Raw genomic sequence first — 20,098 nt, 5'->3', positions numbered from 1 at the left:
CACTCACTCTCCCAAAACCTTCTTCGCCCGCAATGCGGCGATTTCCTCGGTGGTCAAACCGGCTTCCGCCAGGATCTCGTCGGCATGCTCGCCAAGCGCGGGCACACCGCGGCGAATGCCGGGGCTGTGGCCCTCGATGTTGATCGGCGTGCGCACCACGCCGGCCTTGCCGAGCTTCGCATGCGGCACGTCCCACACCATGCCCAGATGCTGCACCTGCGGGTCCTCGAAGACCTCGCGGATATTGTTGATCGGCCCGCAGGGGATGCCGACCTCCTCCAGCAGCTCGATCCAGTAGGCGCTGGGCTTCTGGCGCGTCACCTCGCTGACGGCCGCGTTCAACGCGGCGCGGTCGGCGGTGCGGCCCTCGGCCGTCTGCCATTCGGGCTTGGCGAGCCAATCCTCGCGCCCCGCCGCCTTGCAGAAGACGGCCCAGAGCTTGGGCGAGGAGGCGGCGATGTTGATCGGCTTGTCGGCCGACGGAAACACGCCCATCGGCGTGTTCACCGGATGGTCATTGCCCGCCTGGTCCGCGATCTCGCCCTTCTGCAGCCAGCGCGTGGCCTGGAAGTCGAGCATGAAGACCTGCGCCTCCAGGAGCGAGGTATGGACCCAGCGGCCCTTCCCCGTCTTCTCGCGTTCGTAGAGCGCCATCATCACGCCCATCGCCAGCAGATTGCCCGCCGTGAGGTCGTCAATGGGGATGCCCACGCGCATCGGCCCGCGCCCCGGCTCGCCGGTGATGGACATGAGGCCACCCAAACCCTGCGCGATCTGGTCCACGCCGCCGCGCGTGGAGTAGGGCCCGGTCTGGCCGAAGCCCGAGATGCTCGCATAGACGAGGCGCGGGTTGATCCTGGACAGCGTCTCGTAGTCGATCTTGAGCCGGTGCTTCACCTGCATGCGCATGTTCTCGACCAGCACATCGGCAGTCGCGGCGAGGCGCAGGAAGGCCGCATGCCCCTCCGGACTCTTGAGATCAATGGCGAGGCAGCGCTTGTTGCGGTGCAGGTTCACGGAATCGAAGCCGTCCCGCGCGCCGCCGAAGCCGTCATTGTTGCCCGGCGGCTCGATGCGGATGATGTCCGCCCCCCAATCGGCCAGATGCCGCACGCAGGTGGGCCCCGCGCGGGCGAGGGTGAGGTCGAGCACGCGCAGCCCGTTCAGGGGCAGGGTGGTCGCGGCTTTCGCGGCGGCGGCGCTGTCGTCTGGCATGGATGTATCTCCCGCGGGCAAACTACGCGCTGCCGTGTGGCCTGAACAGGCCAAGACCGACAAGCCCGCGATAGATCGGCCCCAGCAGGAAATTGCACATGAGCGTGCGCGTCAGGTGGAAGGCGAGCACCAGCGGCACGGCCACCCCCAGCGCCTTGGCCGTGACCCCCATCTCCGGCATGCCCCCCGGCGCCATGCCGAGCATCACGGCCGAGGGAGGCAGCCCCATGATCCAGGCCAGCGCCGCGCCGAAGACCGTGCAGAACAGGCAGAGCAGCAGCGAGGAGACCAGCGCGGCCCGCATCAGCCGGCGCGAACTCAACAGGAATTCCTTGGTCAGCTTCTGCCCCAGCCCCGCCCCCATGCCGACCTGCGCCGCGTCGATCAGCAGGGACGGCACGGCGGAGGGCAGATGCCCGAAGGCGGCGGCGGTGATGGCGAGGAAGCAGGGCCCGATCATCCAGGGATTGGCGATGCCCGTGCGCCGCAGCAGCAACGCTCCGAACGAGCCTACGACCAGCATCGCCAAGAAGCCCCAGGCGTCGAAGGCGAGGCGAGGCGCCACGAAGGCGCTGTAGTCGCCATGCGGTGCGATGGCGGAGAGCGTCGGCGGCATCACCAGCACCACCACCAGCACGCGCAGCGTCTGCGCGAGTGTGACAGGCGCCAGCGGCGCGCCCTCGCGGTCGGCCAGCACCGCCATGACGATGACGCCGCCCGGGATCGTAGCGAAATAGGCGGTGCGCGCATCCGTCCCGGCCATGCGCGTAAAGACCGGCATGGTGGCGATGCCTGCCAGGATGGAGAGCGCGCCCGCGATCAGGATCGCCGGCACCGCGCCGAGCAGCGCGGCCAGGACGGGGCCGGAAAAGGTCTGCCCGAAGGCGAGGCCGATCACGATCAGCGCCGCCGGCCGCGCGGCGGGATGCACGGCCGGGGCGACGTCGAAAGGCCGGAACCAGGCCACCGCTGCCGTGCCGAACATGGCGCCGATCATCCAGGCCAGCGGCACGTGCAGCAGCGAAAAGACGAAGCCGCCGGCCACGGCGGCGGCCAAGGTCAAGAGATGCGCCGGCAGGGAGGGAGGAAGGGTCACGCGCCACGCAGAATCGGCGCTCAGTGCACGCGCGTCAAATCTAGGGGGGCAGCTTCATCCTTGGTTAACCGACGGCGTGATTTCTGGAACGATCCTTTCCACCTTCTGAGCCTCCGCCCATGAAGCCCATCGGCACCTACCTCCCCAGCGGCCTGCCCGCTGCCACCGCCACCGCCACCGCTCCCGCGGCCCCAGCCGCGGCGCCGCCCCCACCACCGCCGATCGGCCCCAATCCGCGCATGCGGCTGGACCCGGCGCTCGGGATCGTCGTGACGGAGTTCCTGGATGCCAGCGGCAAGCCGGCGCGCAGCGTGCCCAGCGCCTCGCAGATTGAGGCCTATCGCAACGCCCAGCGCGGCCTGACCTGAGCGCGGGGGGCCGAGGTGGCCTCAGACGGTGAAGCCACGTGGCGGAAAGCCGAAGCGCGCGAGGATGTCGGCCCCGCCATTGCCGCCCGCCGCGTTGGCCCGGTTCATCAGGTAGCGCTCGGCCAGGCGCTGCACCTCCTTCGGGTCCTCCAGCTTGCCGATGTCGAGCCGCGCCCGCACCGCGCGCGCCTGGGTTTCGACCGACTGGATGGCGATCTCCTGCGGCAGGCCCAGCGCGCCGGTCACGACGCGGCGGATGATGGGGTCGCCCAGCACGGCGTAGATGTTGCCATCGACCGCCGTCGCGCGTTCCCTGAACAGCACGGCGTCACCCAGGCCGGGCTGTTCCTTCTCCAGGTTCTGGTTCCATTGGGCGCGGCGCAGCCCATCGGCCAGGCTCGCCTGCAGCTGCGGGTCGCGCAGCGCGGCGATGCCGCCCTTGGCGAGGTTGAGCGTCTCGGCGGCCGACTTCCAGCGCTTGTCGCCCAAGGTGTTGGCGAGGCTCTTCTCGTCCTTGAGGTCGGAGAGGAGGACGCGGGTGGCGAGGCCCGGCTGGGTGCCACCCTCGGGGATGCCCAGCGCGGTGGTTATCACCTGCAGCACGCGCGGGTCGCGCAGGGCGGCGCGCACATCCGGCGCGCGGTCCACGGCGCGCTTGAACTGCTCCATGGCCCGCTTCTGCTGCGGCTCGGTGGCGATGCGGCCGAGCGCGCGATCCTCCTCGCCGGGCTTCAGCACCCGGCGGAAAGCGGCGACGGCGGCGGCCGCGTCAGCCATGCGCGCCCTCGGGCGCCTCGCGCCGGGGGGCGGAGAGCGGGGCCAGGCCCAGCACCTCCTCCTCATGGCGCATCACCCGGCGGGCGATCTTCAGCGCCAGGTAGCAGTCATCCTCCTCGGCGGCCTCCAGAGCGCGGGCCAGCATCTCGCGCACGAGGACGGAGGTGGTGGCCTCCTTGAACTCCTCGATCAGGGTGCGGGCGGCGGCGAGGCCGGGCTCGCGCTCCTCCTCCGTGCCGATATAGGCCGTCTGCAACGCGAAATAGATGCGGCGCGCGGGGGTGTTCGCCCCCTCGGGCGCCATGATCTGCTTGCCGAAGAGGAAGCGCGCCTTGGCCGCCAGCTCGATCCGCGTGCGGTTGCGGAACCGGATCGGAGCACCGTTCACCACCATCAGGTCACCCTGGCGGAGTTCCAAAACGAGCGTGGACATGTTTTTTCCCTTCAAGTCGCTCCGGCCGGAAATCCAAGCCCTTCCAGGGGAAGCGCCTGGCCGGCACGGGCCCTCATGGCTCCTTGCCGTTCCGTCGGTGCCGGGGGCCACCCGGCACGGGATCACCTTGCGCCGGGCGCGGTTAATGCCGCTTGAAGACGGGCCCCCGATCAGCGCAGGAAATTCGCGAGCGTGAGTTCGCGCAGCGAGCCGAGCGCGCGGTAGCTCGCCTCCAGCGCGTTGCGCGTGGCCTGCAGGCGCACCAGCACATCGGCTACGTCCACCTCCTCGATGTCCGCGAGCTGCTGTGACAGCGCCGTCGAAAGGTCGTCATGCCGCCGCTGCGTCGCCTCCATCCGCGCCTCGACCGTGCCCAGCGCGCCGGCCTCCTCGCCCAGCGCCAGTTCGGCGGAGGAGAGGCCGTCGCGCAGGCTGCCCAGGAAGGCGTCGAAGGTCGGGCGGTCGCTCATCTGCTCGGGCGAGAGGGCGGCCAGGCTCATCAGGTTGCGCATCAGGTCGCGTGCCCAGCTGCCGGTCGTCTCGCCCTGGCTGACCGCATCCGCGTTGCGCCCGGCGATGATGCCGTAGCCGATCAGCTGCCCGTCCGAGGCCGGCACGGCCCGCCGCGCCTCCTGCTCCCCGGGCGGGAGGGCCGCATCGGCGGCGAGGCGGTCGGAGAAGGGGGTGATGCCCGCGGCATTGCTCTGCGCGATGCCGCGCGTGGCGGCCAAGGTGGCGGCGAGGCCCTGGTTGGGCAGGGCCGCGACCTCGGCCGCGATCTGCTGCGCCATCGGCCCGGTGGCGAGCCCCTCCGGATCGGGGATGGGCGGGCGCGTGACGTCGCTGCCGCCGAAGAGGTATTCGCCGCCATGGCGGGTGTTCAGCAGATGCGCCACCTCGACCAGCGCGGCGCGCGCATCGCCCTGCACCGTCATGAGCGAGCCGGGATCGCCCGCGGTGATGCGCGTCGCCGCCTTGGTGCGGAATTCGCGGGCGATCTCGGTCAGGCGGTCCAGGCTGTCCTGCATCACCAGCGTGCGGCCGAGCGCCTGCTCCATGGCCTGGCCCGACAGCTCCCGCCGGCCCAGCTCGGCGCGCAGGGAGACGGTGCGGGAGACGCCGGGGCCGAGGTCGCCCAGTCTCTCCGCCTTCAGGCCCGTGATGGATTGCCGCGTCAGGGTCTCGATCCGGCCGCGCAGCTGCATCGTGTCGTTCGTCAGCCGGTTGAACAATTCCATGCTGGACATGGTGATTCAGCCCTTCCCTATCGGCCGATGGATTGCAACTGTTCCCACATCTGCTGCGCCGTGTTCAGCACGCGGGCATTGGCCGCATAGGCGTTCTGCAGGCGGATCAGCGCCGCCATCTCGGCATCCGGGTCCACGCCGGATTCGCGCTGGAAGCGGGCCTCCATCCCGGCCTTCAGCCCCTCGGCGCGCTCCAGCGCCGCCGTCGCCGCCGCGCGGTCAGCCGCCTGCACGCCGGTGAGGGTCGCGGCGTAGTCGGTGATCGCGCGCGGGGGAATGAAGGGGGAGCTGAGGCTGCCATCGGGCCCGATCCCGCCCGAGGCGATGGGCGGCCAGGTGACGCCGGGCCGCACCGTCTCGCCCAGGCTGTGGGTGATCACGCGATCGAGCAGGGTGGCGAAGCCGGCGGGGCCGTCGGGCGGGTTGGGCGTGAAGCCGGTGGCGCCACCCGGCGTATCCGCCACCGCATGCGTGCCATCGCGCAGCAATGCCAGGTTGCCGGCCACCGCGTCGGCGAGGCGGATCTGCCTGGCGAAGCCCATCTGCCGGCTCGCCGGGTCGTTGTAGGGCAGGCTGGTGTCGGGCATCTGGCCGGCGGTGCCGGTGAAGAGCCGCAGCCCCTGCTGTTCGAAGCGCGTGGCGAGCGTGGCGGCGGCGAGGTCGAGCTCGGCCTGGTAGCGCGGCAGGGTGGCATCGCGCAGCGCCACATACTCGCCGAGTCGCCCGCCGCCGAGCTGCCGCGTGATGTCGGCGCCGCCGAGCATGATGGGCGGAATGTCGCCGCCCGTGCCGTGGAAGGAACTTTCGCCGAGATCGGCGGAGGCGGCGGTGATGGCGTCGCCCTCGGGCTCCAGCGGCAGGGCGAAGCCACCGCGCGCCAGCAGGACGAGGCCGCCATCGGGCTGGTGCAGCGGCTGCACCGGCAGGCTCTGGGAGAGCTTCGACAGCGCCAGGTCCCGCCGGTCCTCGAGGTCGGCGGTGCTGAGCCCGCGCGAGCGATCGCCCCGGATGGCGATGGTGAGTTGCGCCACCTCCCGCAGGCCGGAATTGACCTCCGCCACCTCGCGCAGCATGCCGTCATGCGCCTGCTGCCGCGCATCCGCCACCCCGGCCGCGAGATCCTGGAAGCGCGTGGCGACCTCGCGCGCCGCGTTCAACGCGACGCGCTGCAGCCCCCCTTCCTGCGGGGCGCCGCGCAGCGAGGTCAGGCTGGCCTGCAGGGCCGCGATGGCATCGCCCAGCGTCTGGCCCGCGCCCGCGGGGCCTTGCAGCGCCTCGATGCCGGAAAGCAGGCCCTCGCGCACCTTGGCCGCCGCAGCCTCGCCCCCGCGGGAATCGCGCTCGTTCAGCAGCGCCTGATCCACCTCGCGCCGGGCGTCGCCGAGCCGCACGCCGAGCGGCATGCCGGCCGCGGTGCGGGATTCGGCCGCGCCGGTCTTGCGCGTATAGCCCGGCGTCTCGGCATTGGTGATGTTCTGCGAGGCATTGGCCAGCGCGCGCTGCGTCGCCTGCAGGCCGCTGCGCGCGATGCTGATGGCGAGGTCTATGCTCATGGGTGTTTCCGCTCAGCGTGGCGCGTCGGCGCTTCGTGTTGCCCAGGCCCGTTAGCGTTTCATGTTGCCCAAGCGCGTCAGCGCTTCATGTTGATCGTGTCCTGCAGCATCTCATCCGCAGCGGTGACCAGCTTGGTGTTCGCCGTATAGGCGCGCTGCGCCACGATCAGCTTGGTGAACTCCGTGCCGATGTCCACGTTGGACTTCTCCAGCGCGCCGACGACGAGCTTGCCGACGCCGTTGCTCGCGACATCCGTCACCTGCGCCTCGCCGCTCTCGACGGTGCGCATGAAGCCCTGGCCGTCGAGGCGCTGCAGCTTGTCGGCGTCGCTGAAGGAGACGAGCGGCACGCGGGCCACGATGCGCGACTGGCCATTGTCGTAATTCACCACGATGTCGCCATTCTCACGCACCGCGAGGCCGGAATAGCCACCCGGCGGCACGCCGTTCTGCGAGAGGTTGCGCAGCGAGAAATCCTTGCCCGCATATTGCGTGATGCCCTGCGCCACGCCGAAGCGGCCGAGGTTCAGCGTCACCGGCTGGTTGCCGAGGCCGAAATCCATCTCGAAGGGAAACTCCACCGCCGTGTTGGTCAGCCCGGTGTTGCCGTTGAAGCTCTCGATGGTCCCGTTGGTGCCGAAGACGATGGGCACATCAACGCCGCCTGTGACGGGATTGGGTGTGATGGTCATGTTCCAGCCGCGCGGCGTGCCGTCCGTCATCTGCGCGAAGGTGACCGTCACCGGGTTGCGGTTGCCCACCTGGTCATAGATCTGCACCTGCGTGCTGTAGCTCTTGGCATCGGCTGGCGTCGCCGGCGGATCGATCGCGGGCAGGTTGGCCGACATCTCGATGATCGAGGTCGCGATGGGGTTGAACACCTCCTGGCTCACGCGCACGGGGGCCAGCGTCGTGCGGTCCACCACACCCTCGCCGCTCACCGGCCAGCCCTGCAGGAAGTAGTTGGCGCCGTTCACCAGATAGCCATCGCGATCCATCCGGAAATCGCCGGCGCGGGTGTAGAATTGGCGCTCGTCGAAGATCGGCAGCCCGCCTGCGCTGCCGCGCGACTGCGCCACACTGAAGAAGCCCTGCCCGCCGATGGCAAGCCCGAGCGGATTCTCGCTCTGCTCCACCGTGCCCTGCACCGTGTTGGTGAAATCAGGCCGGGCGATGACCGAACCCGACGAATGCGAGCTGATGCTGGATTGCGTGACCAGGTCGTTGAAGTTGGTGTCGATCCGCTTGAAGCCGGCGGTCTGGCTGTTCGCGAGATTGTCGGAGATATGGCCGAGCGACCTGGCTTGCGCGTTGATGCCGGAGATGGCCGTGGTCATCGCACCGAAGATCGACATGCTGGGGCTCCATTGCCGAAGAGGGTTGGGCTGGCGCGTCGCTCGCAGGATGCGTGCCAGCGCCAGGCAGCCTTGGCGCGGCAGAAACTGCCCGGCAGCGGCAGGAAGCGCCCCCGCCCCGGCGGATCATGCCGGAGGCACGCGGCCGCGGCTTGGCCCGCGCCTTGCTGCCTCCCGGCGGGTGCGGGAGATGCGGGCATGGGGCCCGCCCGGCATGACAGGAAAGAGTGATCGGCATGGAGGGCGTGTTTCCCGTCGGCCCGGTGCCCGTGCTTGCGATGGGCGCGTCGCCCGTGCTTGCGGAAGCGGCTGCGGAAACGGGCTTCCAGGACGCGCTGAGCCGCAGCGCCGCGCTGCTGGCCGCGCCGGTGGCTGGCATCGCCATCACCGCCCCGCTGGCCGGCGCGGCATCGCCCCTCGCGCCTGGATCGCAGGCTCCCGAATCCGGCGCGCCCGCATCCCTGGGGACCGTGCCCCCGGGAGCCCTGCCGCCAACCTCCGTCCCGCCGACGCCCTTATCGCAGCCCATCGGATCGCAGGCACGCGCGTCGCAGCCTCCTTCGGGCCTGGCGCCCGTCCCCCTCGGCGCCACGGTGCTCCCGGCTGGGCCGTCCGCACCAAGTTCGACCGAGGCAGAGCCGGTCACCACTACCGCGCTGCCGCCACGGCCCAGCCTCGTGCCGGCGGTCGCGGAGGGCGCTCCAGCGGCACCCGTGCAGGCCGAGGCCATGCCGCCGGCGATGGCGCGCGACGCAGCCTTGCCCATGCCCGCCACGGTACCCGGCCCTCCCGCGCCCCCGCCGGAGGACACCTCCATGGGCGTGCCGCCGGAGACCGAGGAAGAGGGGACGCCGAAGGCCGCCGACGAAGCGACCGAGGCCCCGGTCACCGCCGATGAGGATGCCGCTGGCTCGCCCATGGGGCCGCCCCCGCTGCCCCTGGCCGTGACCTTGCCGCCCCCGCCCCAGGCACAGCCAAACCCACAGCCACAGCCACAGCCGGAGCCCGAGGCCATGCCGGCGCAGGCGGCGCTCGCCCTCGCGACGCCCCCGCAGCTCCGCCAGGCCGCGGCCATGGCCCCGCCTGCCGCAACGCCGCAGGCGGCGGAGGATGCGACCCTCCCCGCCCAGGCGAGCCAGATGGCACCGCCCCTGCGGCATGCCGCCACGGCCCGCCCGCCCCGGCTGGAAGCGGAAGGCCGCGGCCACGCACCCGACGCCACGGAAGCCGCGCCCGCCCAGCAGACAGAGGCCGCAGCGGCCGAGCCCACGCCAGCAGCCGCGCCGGCCAGTGCTCATGCCGGGGGCGGCGCAAGGCCCGTTCCCCCCGCACTGCCCCCACCACCCACCGCCGCGCCACCGGCCGCATCGCCCAACGCGGCGGATGCCGCGGCCTTGGCCACCGATCTGGCAGCGCCCGCCTTGCGTGTGGCCGAGGCGCCGCCGCCGGCGCCGCCCCAGCCGCCGCCGCCCATGCGCCAGGTCGCGCCCATCGCGGTCGCGCTCGCCTTCGCGCCGGCCGGCGCGGGCGGCTTCCAGCTGAGCCTGGAGCCCGGCGAACTGGGCCGCGTCGAGATCCGCGTGCAGCGTGAGGGCGAGGCGCATGCGGTGCGCATCACGGCCGAGCGCCCCGAGACACTCGCCCTCCTCCTGCGTGACCGGCAGGAACTGGATCGTGGCCTCGCGGATGCGGGGCTGCGGGTGGAAGCGAAGGGCATCGAGTTCTCGCTCTCCTCCTCCACCGGCGGGCGCGAGCAGCGGGGGCGGGAGGAATCGCGCAGCGACGCGACGCCACGCGGACGGGGTCCCGCAGGCAGCGCGATCGCGGCCGAGCCCACCCCCACCCGCGCGGTGCGCGGCCTTCTCGACCTCAACATCTGACGCGATGGAGAACCCCGCATGAGCGGCAGCATCGGCACCACCCAGACCGCGACGAATGCCAACACGGCGCGCGCCACCACCACCACGGGCATCGGCTCGGACTTCAACACCTTCCTGACGCTGCTGACGACGCAGCTGCAGAACCAGGATCCGACCAACGCGATGGACGCGAACCAGATGACGCAGCAGCTGGTGCAATTCGCCACCGTCGAGCAGCAGATCAAGGTGAACACCAACCTCGAGCGGCTGCTGAGTGTGGAGCAAGGCAACCAGCTCGTCTCCGCCGCGCCGCTGATGGGCCGCGTGGTGGAGGTGGAAAGCGATCGCCTCTCGCTACAGGGGGGCCAGGCGCAGCTGCGGCTGCCGGCGGCGGGCGATGCGCGACGCGCGATGATCACGGTCATGGATTCCAGCGGCCGCGCGCTGCGCAGCGCGGAAGTCGCGCTCGGCAACGCCCCCGCGAGCTGGAGCTGGGACGGCCGGGACGCCGGCGGCACGCAGCAGAATGACGGCGCCTATCGCTTCAGCGTGAGCGGCATTCGCGCCGATGGCACGACCACCACCCTCAATGCGGGCGTGCTGGCGCGCGCGACGGCGGTGGACCGCAGCGGCGGCGAGGTGCGGCTCAGCCTCGGTGCGCTGTCCGTGAACTTCGACAAGCTGCGTGGCCTCGCGGCGAATTGAGCGTGATTTCGCCGTGAGCGCCGGGCGTTAAGCCTTTCGCAACAGGGCATGCGGCAAGTTCTGCCCAGGGCACAGGATGAGCCTCCGGGAGAATTTGCATGTTGGTGTGCAGCGCGCCGCGTCGGATGGTGCCGTGCAGAACCTGATCGGTCAGCTTCGGGCTCTGGGCCGGATCCAGCTGATCGCGCTGGCGGGTGTCGGCCTCGGCGTTCTCGGCCTGATCGGCTTCCTGGTGCTGCGCGCCGGCACGCCGCCCATGAGCCTGCTCTACGGCGATCTGGAAACGCGGGATGCGGGTGCGGTGGTCGCTGCCCTCGAACGCCAGCGCGTGCCCTATCGCCTCGCCGCCGGCGGAACGCAGGTGCTCGTGCCCGCCGAGGATGTGCCCCGGCTGCGCCTCGCCCTGGCGCGTGAGGGACTCCCGGCTGGCGGCTCCATCGGCAATGAGCTGTTCGATCGCAATGAGAGCCTGACCACCACGCCCTTCCAGCAGGAGATGAACCGCCTGCGCGCGATGGAGGGCGAGCTCGCCCGCAGCATCCGCGCGCTGAGCGGCGTGCGTGCGGCGCGCGTGCATCTCGTGCTGCCCCGGCGCGAGGCGTTCTCGCGCGAGCGGGCGGAAGCCCAGGCCAGCGTGCTGCTCACCATGCAGGGCGCGCAGCGGCTGGACCGCGAGGGCGTGCAGGCGGTGCTGCATCTCGTCGTCGCTGCCGTGCCCGGGCTGCGCCCGCAGAATGTCTCCATCGTGGACAGCCGCGGCGAATTGCTGGCGCGCGGCGGGCAGGCGCTGAGCGGCCCTGCCGGCGCACAGACGCAGGAGGAGCTGCGTCGTGGCCAGGAGGCGCGCCTCTCCCGCGCCGTGGAGGAAATGCTGGAGCGCGTGCTGGGCCCCGGCCGCGTCCGCGCCGAGGTCGCGCTCGAGATGGATTTCGACCGCGTGGAGACGCGCGAGGAGCGGTTCGACCCCGAAAACCAGGTGGCGCGCAGCACGCAATCCAGCAACGAGAGCAGCCGCAGCACCGAAGGCGGGCCGGTTGGCGTCGGCAACAACCTGCCAGGCGCGGAGCCGGGCGGCGGCGGCAACGGCAACCAGGAAAGCCGCCAGGAAGAGACCACGAATTTCGAGATCGGCCGCACGCTCCGCAACGTGCTGCGCGAGCATCCCACCACCCGCCGCCTCACGGTCGCCGTGCTGGTGGATGGCGTGACCGAGGCGCGGCCGGACGGCACCGCCACGAAGCGCGAGCGCACGCCGGAGGAGCTGGGCCGCATCGCGGGCCTCGTGCGCAACGCCGTGGGCTTCAACGAACAGCGCGGCGACCGCGTCGAGGTCGTCTCCATGCCCTTCGCCGAGCCGGAGGAGAGCCCGCGCGAGGCGGGCATGTTCGGCCTCGACATCCCGCAGGCCGTCGTCGCGCGGCTGCTGGAAACGGCGGTGATCGGCGTGCTGATCCTGCTGACGCTGCTGCTGGTGGCGCGGCCCGTGGCGCGCAAGCTCTCGCTGACGCTGAACCCCACGCCGGCGCTGGCCGGGGCGGGCGGCGTGGCGGCGGGCGCGATCGCTGGCGAGGGCGGCGCCGCGCTGCCGGGCCAGCCGGGCGATCCGGCCCTGCCGCCGGGCGAACGGCCCGCCGGGCTGCTTGGCGCCGAGGGCGGCGCGGGCGAGGAGCAGATGATGAGCATGGCCCATGTGCAGGGCCAGCTCCGCAGCTCCTCCATCGCGCGCATCACCAGCCTGGTCGAGACCTATCCCGACGAAGCGCTGCTGGCGGTCCGCCGCTGGCTCACCCCGGAGGATGACGCATGAGCGGACGCAGGCGCATGGCGGGCACGCAGAAGGCCGCCATCCTGATGCTGGCCCTGGGCGAGGAACAGGCGACGCGCTTCTTCGAGCGGCTGCACGAGGACGAGATCCGCGATCTCTCCCACGCCATGTCGCAGCTCGGCACCATCCCGGCCGAGACGGTGGAGGCGATCTGCGAGGAGTTCGCGGGCCAGATCGGCCAGGCGGGCAGTCTCGTCGGCTCCTACGAGAGCACCGAGCGGATGCTGCTGCGCACCCTGCCGCCCGAGCGCGTGAACCAGATCATGGAGGAGATCCGCGGCCCCGCCGGCCGCACCATCTTCGACAAGCTCGGCAACGTGAACGAGACGGTCCTCGCGAACTACCTGAAGAACGAATACCCGCAGACCGTCGCCGTGGTGCTGAGCAAGGTGAAGCCCGACCACGCCGCCCGCGTCCTCTCCATCCTGCCCGAGGGCTTCGCCATGGAGGTCGTGATGCGGATGCTGCGCATGGAGAACGTGCAGAAGGAAGCGCTGGACGGCGTGGAGCGCACACTGAAGATGGAGTTCATGTCCAACCTCGCGCGGACGCAGCGCCGCGACGCGCACGAGATGATGGCGAACATCTTCAACGGCCTCGACCGCCAGGCCGAGGCGCGCCTCATGGCCGCGCTGGAGGAGCGCAACTTCGAGGCGGCCGAGCGCATCCGCTCGCTCATGTTCACCTTCGACGACCTGAAGCGCCTGGACGCGGCGGGCCTCCAGCTCCTGCTCCGCTCGGTCGAGAAGGAACGCCTGACGCTGGCGCTCAAGGGCGCGGCGGAGGAGATGCGCGACCTGTTCTTCCGCAACATGACCGAGCGCGCGGCCAAGCTGCTGCGCGACGACATCGCCGCCCTCGGCCCCGTGCGCCTCAAGGATGTGGACGAGGCGCAGGCCGCCGTCGTCAACGCCGCCAAGGACCTCGCGGCGCAGGGGCAGATCCAGCTCTCCGAGGGCAAGGATGACCAGCTTGTTGAATGAGACTGAGAGCCGGCAGGAGGCCGCATGAGCGACGCGACGGAAGATTTTGTCCCGACCACGCCGGGCGCCCCCGCCGATGGCGAGCGCGCGCCACCCCCGCCGCGCGACCTGGAGGCGGTCTATGACATCCCCGTCCAGGTCAGCGCCGTGCTCGGCCGCGCGACCATGCAGGTCAGCCAGCTGCTCAAGCTGGGCCGTGGCGCCGTGGTGGAGCTGGACCGCAAGCTGGGCGAGGCGGTGGACATCTACGTGAACAACCGACTCGTCGCGCGCGGCGAGGTGGTGATGGTGGAGGACAACCGCCTGGGCATCACCATGACCGAAATCGTCAAGGCGGACCGCGCCACATGACGCGGTTGCTGATCATCGGTTCGCTCGCCGGCGAGCTCGGCCACGCCGCGCGCATCGCGAGCGCGCGCGGCGCGCAGCTCACGCAGGTGGAGGGCGTGACCCCGGCGCTGGAGCGGCTGCGCGGCACGGGGGCCGACCTCATCCTCGCCGATGCCGCGCATGACCTGCCCTGGCTGCTGGAGCGCCTGGCGGAGGAGCGCATCGCCACCCCGCTCATCGCCTGCGGGCGCAACGCGGATGCGGATTCCGTGCTGCGCGCCATCCGCGCCGGCGCGCGGGAATTCCTGCCGCTGCCACCGGAGGCCGAGCTGATCGCCGCCATGCTGCAGGCGGTGACGGCGGATCACGAGGCGCCCATCGGGCGCGACCCGGTGATGCAGGCGCTGCTGGCCCGCGCGGGTCAGCTCGCCCGCGCCGAAGCTTCTGTGCTCATCACGGGCGAGAGCGGCACGGGGAAGGAGGTGCTGGCGCGCCACATCCACGCGGCGTCGAAGCGCGCACGCGGCCCCTTCGTGGCGCTGAACTGCGCGGCCCTGCCCGAGGCGCTGCTGGAGAGCGAGCTCTTCGGCCATGAGCGCGGGGCCTTCAGCGGCGCCATCGCCGCCCGCAAGGGCAAGTTCGAGCAGGCCGATCGCGGCACGCTGCTGCTGGACGAGATCGGCGAGATGGATGTGCGCCTGCAATCAAAGCTGCTGCGGGCCATCCAGGAGCGCGAGGTGGACAAGCTGGGCGGCACGCAGCCGGTGAAGGTTGATGTCCGCATCCTCGCGGCCACCAACCGCGACCTCCAGGCCGAGGTGCGCGCCGGCCGTTTCAGGGAGGACTTGTACTTCCGATTGAACGTCGTGCAGCTGCGCATCCCGCCGCTGCGCGAGCGCGCGGGCGATATCCTTCCGCTGGCCGAGCATTTCGCCGCGCGCTACGCCGCCGCCAACGGCCTGCCGTCGCGCCCGCTCGCTCCGGCCGCCACGGCGCGCCTCATGGGGCATCCCTGGCCCGGCAATGTGCGCGAGCTGGAGAATGCGCTGCACCGCGCCGTGCTGCTGGCCACCGGCACCGAGATCGGCGCCGACGCCATCGAACTGGGCAGCGCGCCGGCCGAGACCACGGCGGATACGCCCGCACCTGCGGCGACCGCGCCCGCGCATCCCATCGCCGCGCTCGTCGGCCGCCGCATGGAGGAGGTTGAGCGCGAGCTCATCCTCGAAACGCTGGGCCGCTGCCTTGGCAACCGCACGCGCGCGGCCGAGATCCTCGGCATCTCCATCCGCACGCTGCGCAACAAGCTGGCCGAGTATCGCGGCCAGGGTGTGGCCGTGCCGCTCGCCCCCGGGCAGCTGCCCGAGAGCTGGCGCGTCGCGTGAACGCCGCCGCCCTCCCCGCCTGGCTGCGCAACCTCCGCCTCTCCTCCGAGGCGCTGCTGGTGGCCGGCGTCATGCTCGTCATGGTCATCCTGATCGTGCCGCTGCCGGCCGTGCTGCTTGATGCGGCGCTGGCGCTGAACATCGTCGTCTCGGTGCTCATGCTGATGGTCGCGCTGCTGCTGACGCGGCCGCTCGATTTCCAGTCCTTTCCGCAGCTACTGCTCATCACCACGCTGTTCCGACTCGGCCTCAACGTCGCCACCACGCGCGCCATCCTCGCCAATGGGCATGAGGGGCCGGAGGCGGCGGGCGGCGTCATCGCCGCCTTCGGAAACTTCCTGATGAGCGGCGACATCCTGGTGGGCATGATCGTCTTCGCCATCCTGCTCATCGTGAACCACGTCGTCGTCTCGAAGGGCGCGGGCCGCATCGCCGAGGTGGCGGCACGCTTCCACCTCGACGCCATGCCAGGCAAACAGATGGCGATCGACGCCGATCTCTCCGCCGGCACGATCGACGAGGCGCAGGCCAAGCTGCGCCGCCGCGAACTCCAGGAGGAGAGCGGCTTCCACGGCGCGATGGATGGCGCGTCCAAATTCGTGAAGGGCGATGCGATCGCGGGCCTGATCTCCACCTTCATCAACCTGCTGGGCGGGCTGGCCATCGGCCTCGGCCGGCACGGCATGAGCTTCGGCGACGCGGTGGAGACCTACTCCATCCTCACCGTGGGCGATGGCCTGGTCGGTCAGATTCCCGCGCTGCTGGTCAGCGTGGCGGCGGCCATCGTCGTCACCAAGGCCGCGAAGGAGGAGCAGGCGGACCAGCTCATGGCGCGCGAGCTGACGGGCTGGAAGCCGCTCGCCATCGCCTCGGCCTCGGCGCTCGTGCTGGGCGCCATGCCGGGCATGCCGCTGCTGCCCTTCCTCGTCATCGCGGGCGCGACCGGCGCGGCCGCCTGGTTCCAGCGCAAGGCCAGCCTGGACGCGCCACCGGTGGCCGAGGAACCGCCCCCCATCCCGACCGAGCCCGCCGTGGCCGAGGCGCTGCGGATGGACCTGCTGCGGCTGGAGCTGGGCTATGGCCTGCTCTCCCTCGCTTCCGGCGAGGCGCCGCGCCTGACCGAGCAGATCCGCGGCCTGCGCCGTTCCATCGCGCAGGAGATGGGCTTTGTCCTGCCCTCCGTCCGCATCCAGGACAATCTGGACCTGCCGCCCGACACCTACATCCTCCGCGTGAAGGAGATCGAGGCGGTGCGGGGTTCGCTGCGCCCGCCGCTGCACCTCGCCATCAACCCGGAGGGCGGCATCCCCGACCTGCCCGGCGAGAAGACGACCGAGCCCGCCTTCGGCCTGCCCGCCCTCTGGATCGAGGAGACCCTGCGCGAGGAGGCGCTGGCGCGCGGCTGCACCGTGGTGGATTGCGCCGGCGTGCTGGCCACGCACCTGACCGAAGTGGTGCGCGAGAACATGAGCGAGCTGCTTTCCTACAGCGAGACGGTGAAGCTGCTCGACGAGCTCCCGCGCGACCAGCAGAAGCTGGTGCAGGATCTCATTCCCTCCCAGGTCAGCATCGGCCTGCTGCAACGCCTGCTCCAGGCGCTGCTGGCCGAGCGCGTCTCCATCCGTGACCTACCAACCATCCTGGAAGGGTTGCAGGAGGCGGCGGCGGCCGGCATGCGCTCCCTGCCGCAGATGCTTGGCATCGTCCGCATGCGCCTCTCCCGCCAGCTCTCCGAGGCGGCGCGCGGGCCGCAGGGCTATGTGCCGATCGTCATGCTCTCGCCGGAATGGGAGGCGGCCTTCACGGAATCCCTCGCCGGCCCGCCGGAGGATCGCCAATTGGCGATGGAGCCGGCGCGCCTGCAGGCCTTCATGCAGCGCCTGCGCGATGTGCTGGACGCACAGGCCGCGCAGGGCGAGCACCCGGCGCTGCTCTGCTCCGGCGCGCTGCGCCCGCATCTGCGCGCCATCATCGAACGCTTCAGGCCCAGCACGCCCGTGCTCTCCCAGGCGGAAATCCATCCGCGCGTGCGCATCCGCAGCCTGGCCAGCGTCTGAGCCATGCGTCTGCGGGTCTTTCACGCGCGCAACGCGACATTGGCGCTCACCGCCGTGCGCGAGGCGCTTGGCGAGGAGGCGGTGGTGCTCGGCACGCGCCGCGTCGCCGGCGGCGTCGAGGTCACGGCGGCGCTCGACCTCGCCGAGCCCGAGCTGATCGAGCCCGAGCCCGAGCCGCCGCCCTCCGAGCTCGCGCGGCACAATCTGGGCGCAGCGCTCGCCGGCGCCTTTCCCGGGCCTGATCTCGCGGCGGCGCTGGCGGCGCGGATCGCGTTCGAGCCGCTGCCGCAGGACAGACCGCTGCTGCTGGTGGGCCCGCCCGGCGCCGGCAAGACGCTGACCTGCGCCAAGCTCGCGGCGCGCGCCAAGATGACGGGGCACACGCCCATCGTCGTCACCGCCGATGGCGCGCGGGCGGGCGCGGTGGAGCAGCTTGCCGCCTTCACACGGCTGCTGCGCGTCACCCTTGCCGTCGCCGCCGTGCCGGAGGCGCTCGCCAAGGCGCTCCAGGCGCGCGAGCCGGGGCAGCTCGCCCTGGTGGATGGCTTCGGTTGCGACCCCTTCGATGAGGCCCAGGCCGAGCGCCTCTACCGTCTGATCCGCGCGGCCGACGCGGCGCCCATCCTGGTGCTGCCCGCAGGTCTCGATGCGGAGGAGAGCGCCGAGATCGCGCGCGCCTTCCACCAGTTGGGCGCGCGGCACCTGCTGCCGACGCGGCTCGACATGGCGCGGCGTCTGGGCGGCGTGCTCTCCGCCGCCTGTGTGGGCCTCACGCTGACCGAGGCGGGCATCGGCCCGCAGGTGGCGCATGGGCTGCAACCGCTTTCCCCCGCCTGGCTGGCCGCGCGCCTGTCGGGCGGCCCCGACCGGGAGAATCCCGCATGAGCATGCCCCGTCTGATCGCGCTCGCCTCCGGCAAGGGTGGCGTCGGCAAGACTTGCCTCGCCATCGGCCTGGCCCAGGCGCTGGCCGAGGCTGGCGGCCGCGTGGCGCTGGTGGATGGCGATCTCGGCCTCGCCAATGTGGATGTGCAGCTCGGCCTCGACCCGCGGCATGACCTGGGCGACGTGCTGACCGGCCGCTGCGCGGCGGAGGCCGCGATCCTGCATCACCCCGCCGGCTTCGCCGTGCTGCCGGGGCGCTCGGGCTCCACCGCGCTGGCCACGCTGGACCGCGCTGGCGCCGCCGAGGTCATCACGCTGCTGCGCGGCCTGCCGATGGATTGGGTGGTGCTGGATCTGGGCGCCGGCATCGGCGCGGCGCAGCGCGGCCTGGCGGCGCTGGCCGATGAGCTGGTCGTCGTCGCGACGGAGGAGCCGACCTCGATCACGGACGCCTATGCCGTGCTGAAGCTGCACCGGCGCGACGCGCCCAGCGGCCGGGCCGGGCTGCTGGTGAACATGGCCGCGCAGCCCGCCCGCGTGCATGCGGCGCTGGACGCGGCCTGCCGCGGCTTCCTGGGCCAGGGGCTCACGCTGCTCGGCGCCGTGCGGCGCGACCCGCGCGTGCCCGCCGCGATCCGCGCCCAGGCCCCGCTGCTCACGCGCCACCCGAACACGCCGGCGGCAGAGGATTTACGCCGCATTGCCGCGCAATTGCACCTGGCGCGACAAGCCGCGTGACTTCGCGTAAAGCGCGCGCATGTCCTCCGCATCCGAGCGCCAGGCGCGGCGCGTGCAGCGCTATTACCGTTGGCTCGACGGCATTTCCTTCTACCGGGAGAGGCGTGCGGCCGGCGAGGCGGTGCATCCGGTGCACCGCGCCCTGGCCGACCCCGAGGGCGGGCCGCCCTCGCCGCTGGTCATCCATCGCCTGATGCTGGAGGGAGTCACGCTGCCCGAAGCCCCGCGTGTGCTGGATGCCGGCTGCGGCTATGGCGCGACCATGCTCGACCTCGCCCCGCGTCTCGGCGGCGACTGGACCGGCCTCACCCTCTCGCCCGAGCAGGCGGCGCGCGGCAATGCGGCGCTGGCCAGGGCAGGGCTCGCGGAGCGCGTGCGGGTGCAGGTGCAATCCTATGACGCACCGCCGGCCGGGCCCTTCGATCTGATCTATGGCATCGAAAGCCTGATCCACAGCGCCGATCCGGCTGCCACGCTCACCGGCCTCGCGCGCCAACTCTCCCCCGGCGGCCATCTGCTGGTGGTGGACGACATGCCCGAACCGGGCCTGCCGCCAGAGCCCGCTGAACGCCTCGCGCAGTTCAAGCGCTACTGGCGCTGCCCGGTGGCGCCGGACCGCGCCGGCTGGATCACGGCGCTGCGGGCATCCGGGTTGGATCTGGTGGGCGAGCGCGACCTGAACCCGCTGCTCCAGGTGCGGGGCATGGCGCAGGTCGCGCCGCGCCTTGCCGAGGTGCGGAACCGGTCCTGGCTGGCGCGCCTGCTCGGCCTCGGCGTCCGGGCCGAGGCGGAGATCGGCGGACTGCTGCTGGAAAGCCTGCAGACCGAGGGCTGGGTGCATTACCGCCTGCTGGTGGCGCGGAAACCCGCCTGAACCGCCGCCTTCGCCGCTTTACAGCGCCGCCTTCGCGGCGCCCTGGATGCGCGCCAGCACCGCCATCACGCCGTTGCGACGCGACAGGCTGAGATGCTCGCCGAGGCCGAGGCGCGTCAGGAAGCCCGCATCCGTGGCGAGAATCTCCTCCGCGCGGCGGCCATCCAGCACGCGCAGCAGCAGCGCGAGCAGCCCCTGCACGAAGGCGGCGTCACTCGCCGCGCGCAGATGCACGCGGCCATCCTCGTTGCGCGCCACCAGCCAGACGCGCGACTGGCAGCCCGAGACGCGATTGGCCTCCACCATCTCCTCCGGGGCGAGGGGTGCGAGTTCGCGCCCCATGTCCATGAGGTAGCGGTAGCGGTCCTCCCAATCGTCGAAGAGGGCGAAACCCTCCTCGAGATCGGTGATCAC

At 71.7% G+C, this 20,098-nt stretch carries 19 protein-coding genes; 11 read left to right on the top strand and 8 right to left on the bottom strand.

Annotation, left to right across the window (positions count from 1 at the left end):
- Positions 1-3 precede the first annotated feature (3 nt).
- Positions 4-1,215 (bottom strand): CaiB/BaiF CoA transferase family protein, encoded by a 1,212-nt coding sequence (locus tag ACQ860_RS15840; protein WP_431304304.1) that lies wholly within the window; start codon positions 1,213-1,215, stop codon positions 4-6.
- 22 nt (positions 1,216-1,237) lie between these two features.
- Positions 1,238-2,311, bottom strand: coding sequence for an AbrB family transcriptional regulator (locus ACQ860_RS15835; RefSeq protein ID WP_431304303.1), 1,074 nt, complete (start codon positions 2,309-2,311; stop codon positions 1,238-1,240).
- 119 nt (positions 2,312-2,430) lie between these two features.
- Between ACQ860_RS15835 and ACQ860_RS15830 the strand changes: the two genes are divergently transcribed.
- On the top strand, positions 2,431-2,679 hold the full coding sequence (locus ACQ860_RS15830; RefSeq protein WP_431304302.1) for a hypothetical protein: 249 nt from the start codon (positions 2,431-2,433) through the stop codon (positions 2,677-2,679).
- A 21-nt stretch (positions 2,680-2,700) separates the two neighbouring features.
- Here the strand turns inward: ACQ860_RS15830 and ACQ860_RS15825 are convergent, their stop codons facing one another.
- The 5 genes from ACQ860_RS15825 to flgE form a co-directional block, all read right to left on the bottom strand.
- Entirely contained in the window at positions 2,701-3,456 is a 756-nt protein-coding gene (locus ACQ860_RS15825; protein ID WP_431304301.1) for a DUF1217 domain-containing protein, read from the bottom strand.
- Positions 3,449-3,889, bottom strand: coding sequence for a flagellar biosynthesis repressor FlbT (locus ACQ860_RS15820; RefSeq protein WP_431304300.1), 441 nt, complete (start codon positions 3,887-3,889; stop codon positions 3,449-3,451). The genes ACQ860_RS15825 and ACQ860_RS15820 overlap by 8 nt, the downstream gene beginning before the upstream one ends.
- A 170-nt stretch (positions 3,890-4,059) precedes the next feature.
- Positions 4,060-5,127, bottom strand: a complete 1,068-nt coding sequence (locus tag ACQ860_RS15815; protein ID WP_431304299.1) for a flagellin — start codon at positions 5,125-5,127, stop codon at positions 4,060-4,062.
- 26 nt (positions 5,128-5,153) lie between these two features.
- On the bottom strand, positions 5,154-6,689 hold the full coding sequence (locus tag ACQ860_RS15810; RefSeq protein ID WP_431304298.1) for a flagellar hook-associated protein FlgK: 1,536 nt from the start codon (positions 6,687-6,689) through the stop codon (positions 5,154-5,156).
- A 77-nt stretch (positions 6,690-6,766) separates the two neighbouring features.
- Positions 6,767-8,044, bottom strand: coding sequence for a flagellar hook protein FlgE (gene flgE, locus ACQ860_RS15805; RefSeq protein WP_431304297.1), 1,278 nt, complete (start codon positions 8,042-8,044; stop codon positions 6,767-6,769).
- 236 nt (positions 8,045-8,280) lie between these two features.
- Between flgE and ACQ860_RS15800 the strand changes: the two genes are divergently transcribed.
- The 10 genes from ACQ860_RS15800 (at position 8,281) to ACQ860_RS15755 (ending at position 19,684) form a co-directional block, all read left to right on the top strand.
- Positions 8,281-9,924 (top strand): flagellar hook-length control protein FliK, encoded by a 1,644-nt coding sequence (locus ACQ860_RS15800; protein WP_431304296.1) that lies wholly within the window; start codon positions 8,281-8,283, stop codon positions 9,922-9,924.
- A gap of 18 nt (positions 9,925-9,942) precedes the next feature.
- Entirely contained in the window at positions 9,943-10,608 is a 666-nt protein-coding gene (locus tag ACQ860_RS15795) for a flagellar hook assembly protein FlgD (RefSeq protein ID WP_431304295.1), read from the top strand.
- 106 nt (positions 10,609-10,714) lie between these two features.
- Positions 10,715-12,415, top strand: a complete 1,701-nt coding sequence (gene fliF / locus ACQ860_RS15790; protein WP_431304294.1) for a flagellar basal-body MS-ring/collar protein FliF — start codon at positions 10,715-10,717, stop codon at positions 12,413-12,415.
- Positions 12,412-13,416 (top strand): flagellar motor switch protein FliG, encoded by a 1,005-nt coding sequence (gene fliG / locus ACQ860_RS15785; protein ID WP_431304293.1) that lies wholly within the window; start codon positions 12,412-12,414, stop codon positions 13,414-13,416. Before fliF ends, fliG begins: the two co-directional genes overlap by 4 nt.
- 24 nt (positions 13,417-13,440) lie before the next feature.
- Complete coding sequence (gene fliN / locus ACQ860_RS15780) at positions 13,441-13,767, top strand: flagellar motor switch protein FliN (protein WP_431304292.1); 327 nt, start codon at positions 13,441-13,443, stop codon at positions 13,765-13,767.
- Positions 13,764-15,131: a sigma 54-interacting transcriptional regulator gene (locus tag ACQ860_RS15775; protein ID WP_431304291.1), complete on the top strand. Its 1,368-nt coding sequence runs from the start codon at positions 13,764-13,766 to the stop codon at positions 15,129-15,131. The genes fliN and ACQ860_RS15775 overlap by 4 nt, the downstream gene beginning before the upstream one ends.
- Positions 15,128-17,188 (top strand): flagellar biosynthesis protein FlhA, encoded by a 2,061-nt coding sequence (flhA, locus tag ACQ860_RS15770; protein WP_431304290.1) that lies wholly within the window; start codon positions 15,128-15,130, stop codon positions 17,186-17,188. Before ACQ860_RS15775 ends, flhA begins: the two co-directional genes overlap by 4 nt.
- A 3-nt stretch (positions 17,189-17,191) precedes the next feature.
- Positions 17,192-18,073: a GTP-binding protein gene (locus ACQ860_RS15765; RefSeq protein WP_431304289.1), complete on the top strand. Its 882-nt coding sequence runs from the start codon at positions 17,192-17,194 to the stop codon at positions 18,071-18,073.
- On the top strand, positions 18,070-18,810 hold the full coding sequence (locus ACQ860_RS15760) for a P-loop NTPase (RefSeq protein ID WP_431304288.1): 741 nt from the start codon (positions 18,070-18,072) through the stop codon (positions 18,808-18,810). The genes ACQ860_RS15765 and ACQ860_RS15760 overlap by 4 nt, the downstream gene beginning before the upstream one ends.
- A 19-nt stretch (positions 18,811-18,829) precedes the next feature.
- The gene (locus ACQ860_RS15755; RefSeq protein ID WP_431304287.1) at positions 18,830-19,684 is read left to right on the top strand and encodes an SAM-dependent methyltransferase; all 855 of its coding nucleotides are present in this window, start codon (positions 18,830-18,832) and stop codon (positions 19,682-19,684) included.
- 18 nt (positions 19,685-19,702) lie between these two features.
- Here the strand turns inward: ACQ860_RS15755 and ACQ860_RS15750 are convergent, their stop codons facing one another.
- Positions 19,703-20,098, bottom strand: a complete 396-nt coding sequence (locus ACQ860_RS15750; RefSeq protein ID WP_431304286.1) for a SufE family protein — start codon at positions 20,096-20,098, stop codon at positions 19,703-19,705.

It is taken from the genome of Sediminicoccus sp. BL-A-41-H5, from assembly GCF_050632405.1.
In the GTDB taxonomy this organism is placed as follows: domain Bacteria; phylum Pseudomonadota; class Alphaproteobacteria; order Acetobacterales; family Acetobacteraceae; genus Roseococcus.
Note: the sequence above shows the minus strand (reverse complement) of the source record. Positions and strands in the feature narration are given on the sequence as shown.

What these genes read in the sequence shown, in the direction of transcription:
- ACQ860_RS15755 (WP_431304287.1), top strand. Translation starts at nt 18,830, where the DNA reads ATGTCCTCCGCATCCGAGCGCCAGGCGCGGCGCGTGCAGCGCTATTAC.
- fliN (WP_431304292.1), top strand. Translation starts at nt 13,441, where the DNA reads ATGAGCGACGCGACGGAAGATTTTGTCCCGACCACGCCGGGCGCCCCC.
- ACQ860_RS15800 (WP_431304296.1), top strand. Translation starts at nt 8,281, where the DNA reads ATGGAGGGCGTGTTTCCCGTCGGCCCGGTGCCCGTGCTTGCGATGGGC.
- ACQ860_RS15815 (WP_431304299.1), bottom strand. Translation starts at nt 5,127, where the DNA reads ATGGAATTGTTCAACCGGCTGACGAACGACACGATGCAGCTGCGCGGC.
- ACQ860_RS15765 (WP_431304289.1), top strand. Translation starts at nt 17,192, where the DNA reads ATGCGTCTGCGGGTCTTTCACGCGCGCAACGCGACATTGGCGCTCACC.
- ACQ860_RS15795 (WP_431304295.1), top strand. Translation starts at nt 9,943, where the DNA reads ATGAGCGGCAGCATCGGCACCACCCAGACCGCGACGAATGCCAACACG.
- ACQ860_RS15810 (WP_431304298.1), bottom strand. Translation starts at nt 6,689, where the DNA reads ATGAGCATAGACCTCGCCATCAGCATCGCGCGCAGCGGCCTGCAGGCG.
- ACQ860_RS15775 (WP_431304291.1), top strand. Translation starts at nt 13,764, where the DNA reads ATGACGCGGTTGCTGATCATCGGTTCGCTCGCCGGCGAGCTCGGCCAC.
- ACQ860_RS15830 (WP_431304302.1), top strand. Translation starts at nt 2,431, where the DNA reads ATGAAGCCCATCGGCACCTACCTCCCCAGCGGCCTGCCCGCTGCCACC.
- ACQ860_RS15760 (WP_431304288.1), top strand. Translation starts at nt 18,070, where the DNA reads ATGAGCATGCCCCGTCTGATCGCGCTCGCCTCCGGCAAGGGTGGCGTC.
- flgE (WP_431304297.1), bottom strand. Translation starts at nt 8,044, where the DNA reads ATGTCGATCTTCGGTGCGATGACCACGGCCATCTCCGGCATCAACGCG.
- ACQ860_RS15825 (WP_431304301.1), bottom strand. Translation starts at nt 3,456, where the DNA reads ATGGCTGACGCGGCCGCCGCCGTCGCCGCTTTCCGCCGGGTGCTGAAG.
- fliG (WP_431304293.1), top strand. Translation starts at nt 12,412, where the DNA reads ATGAGCGGACGCAGGCGCATGGCGGGCACGCAGAAGGCCGCCATCCTG.
- ACQ860_RS15820 (WP_431304300.1), bottom strand. Translation starts at nt 3,889, where the DNA reads ATGTCCACGCTCGTTTTGGAACTCCGCCAGGGTGACCTGATGGTGGTG.
- ACQ860_RS15840 (WP_431304304.1), bottom strand. Translation starts at nt 1,215, where the DNA reads ATGCCAGACGACAGCGCCGCCGCCGCGAAAGCCGCGACCACCCTGCCC.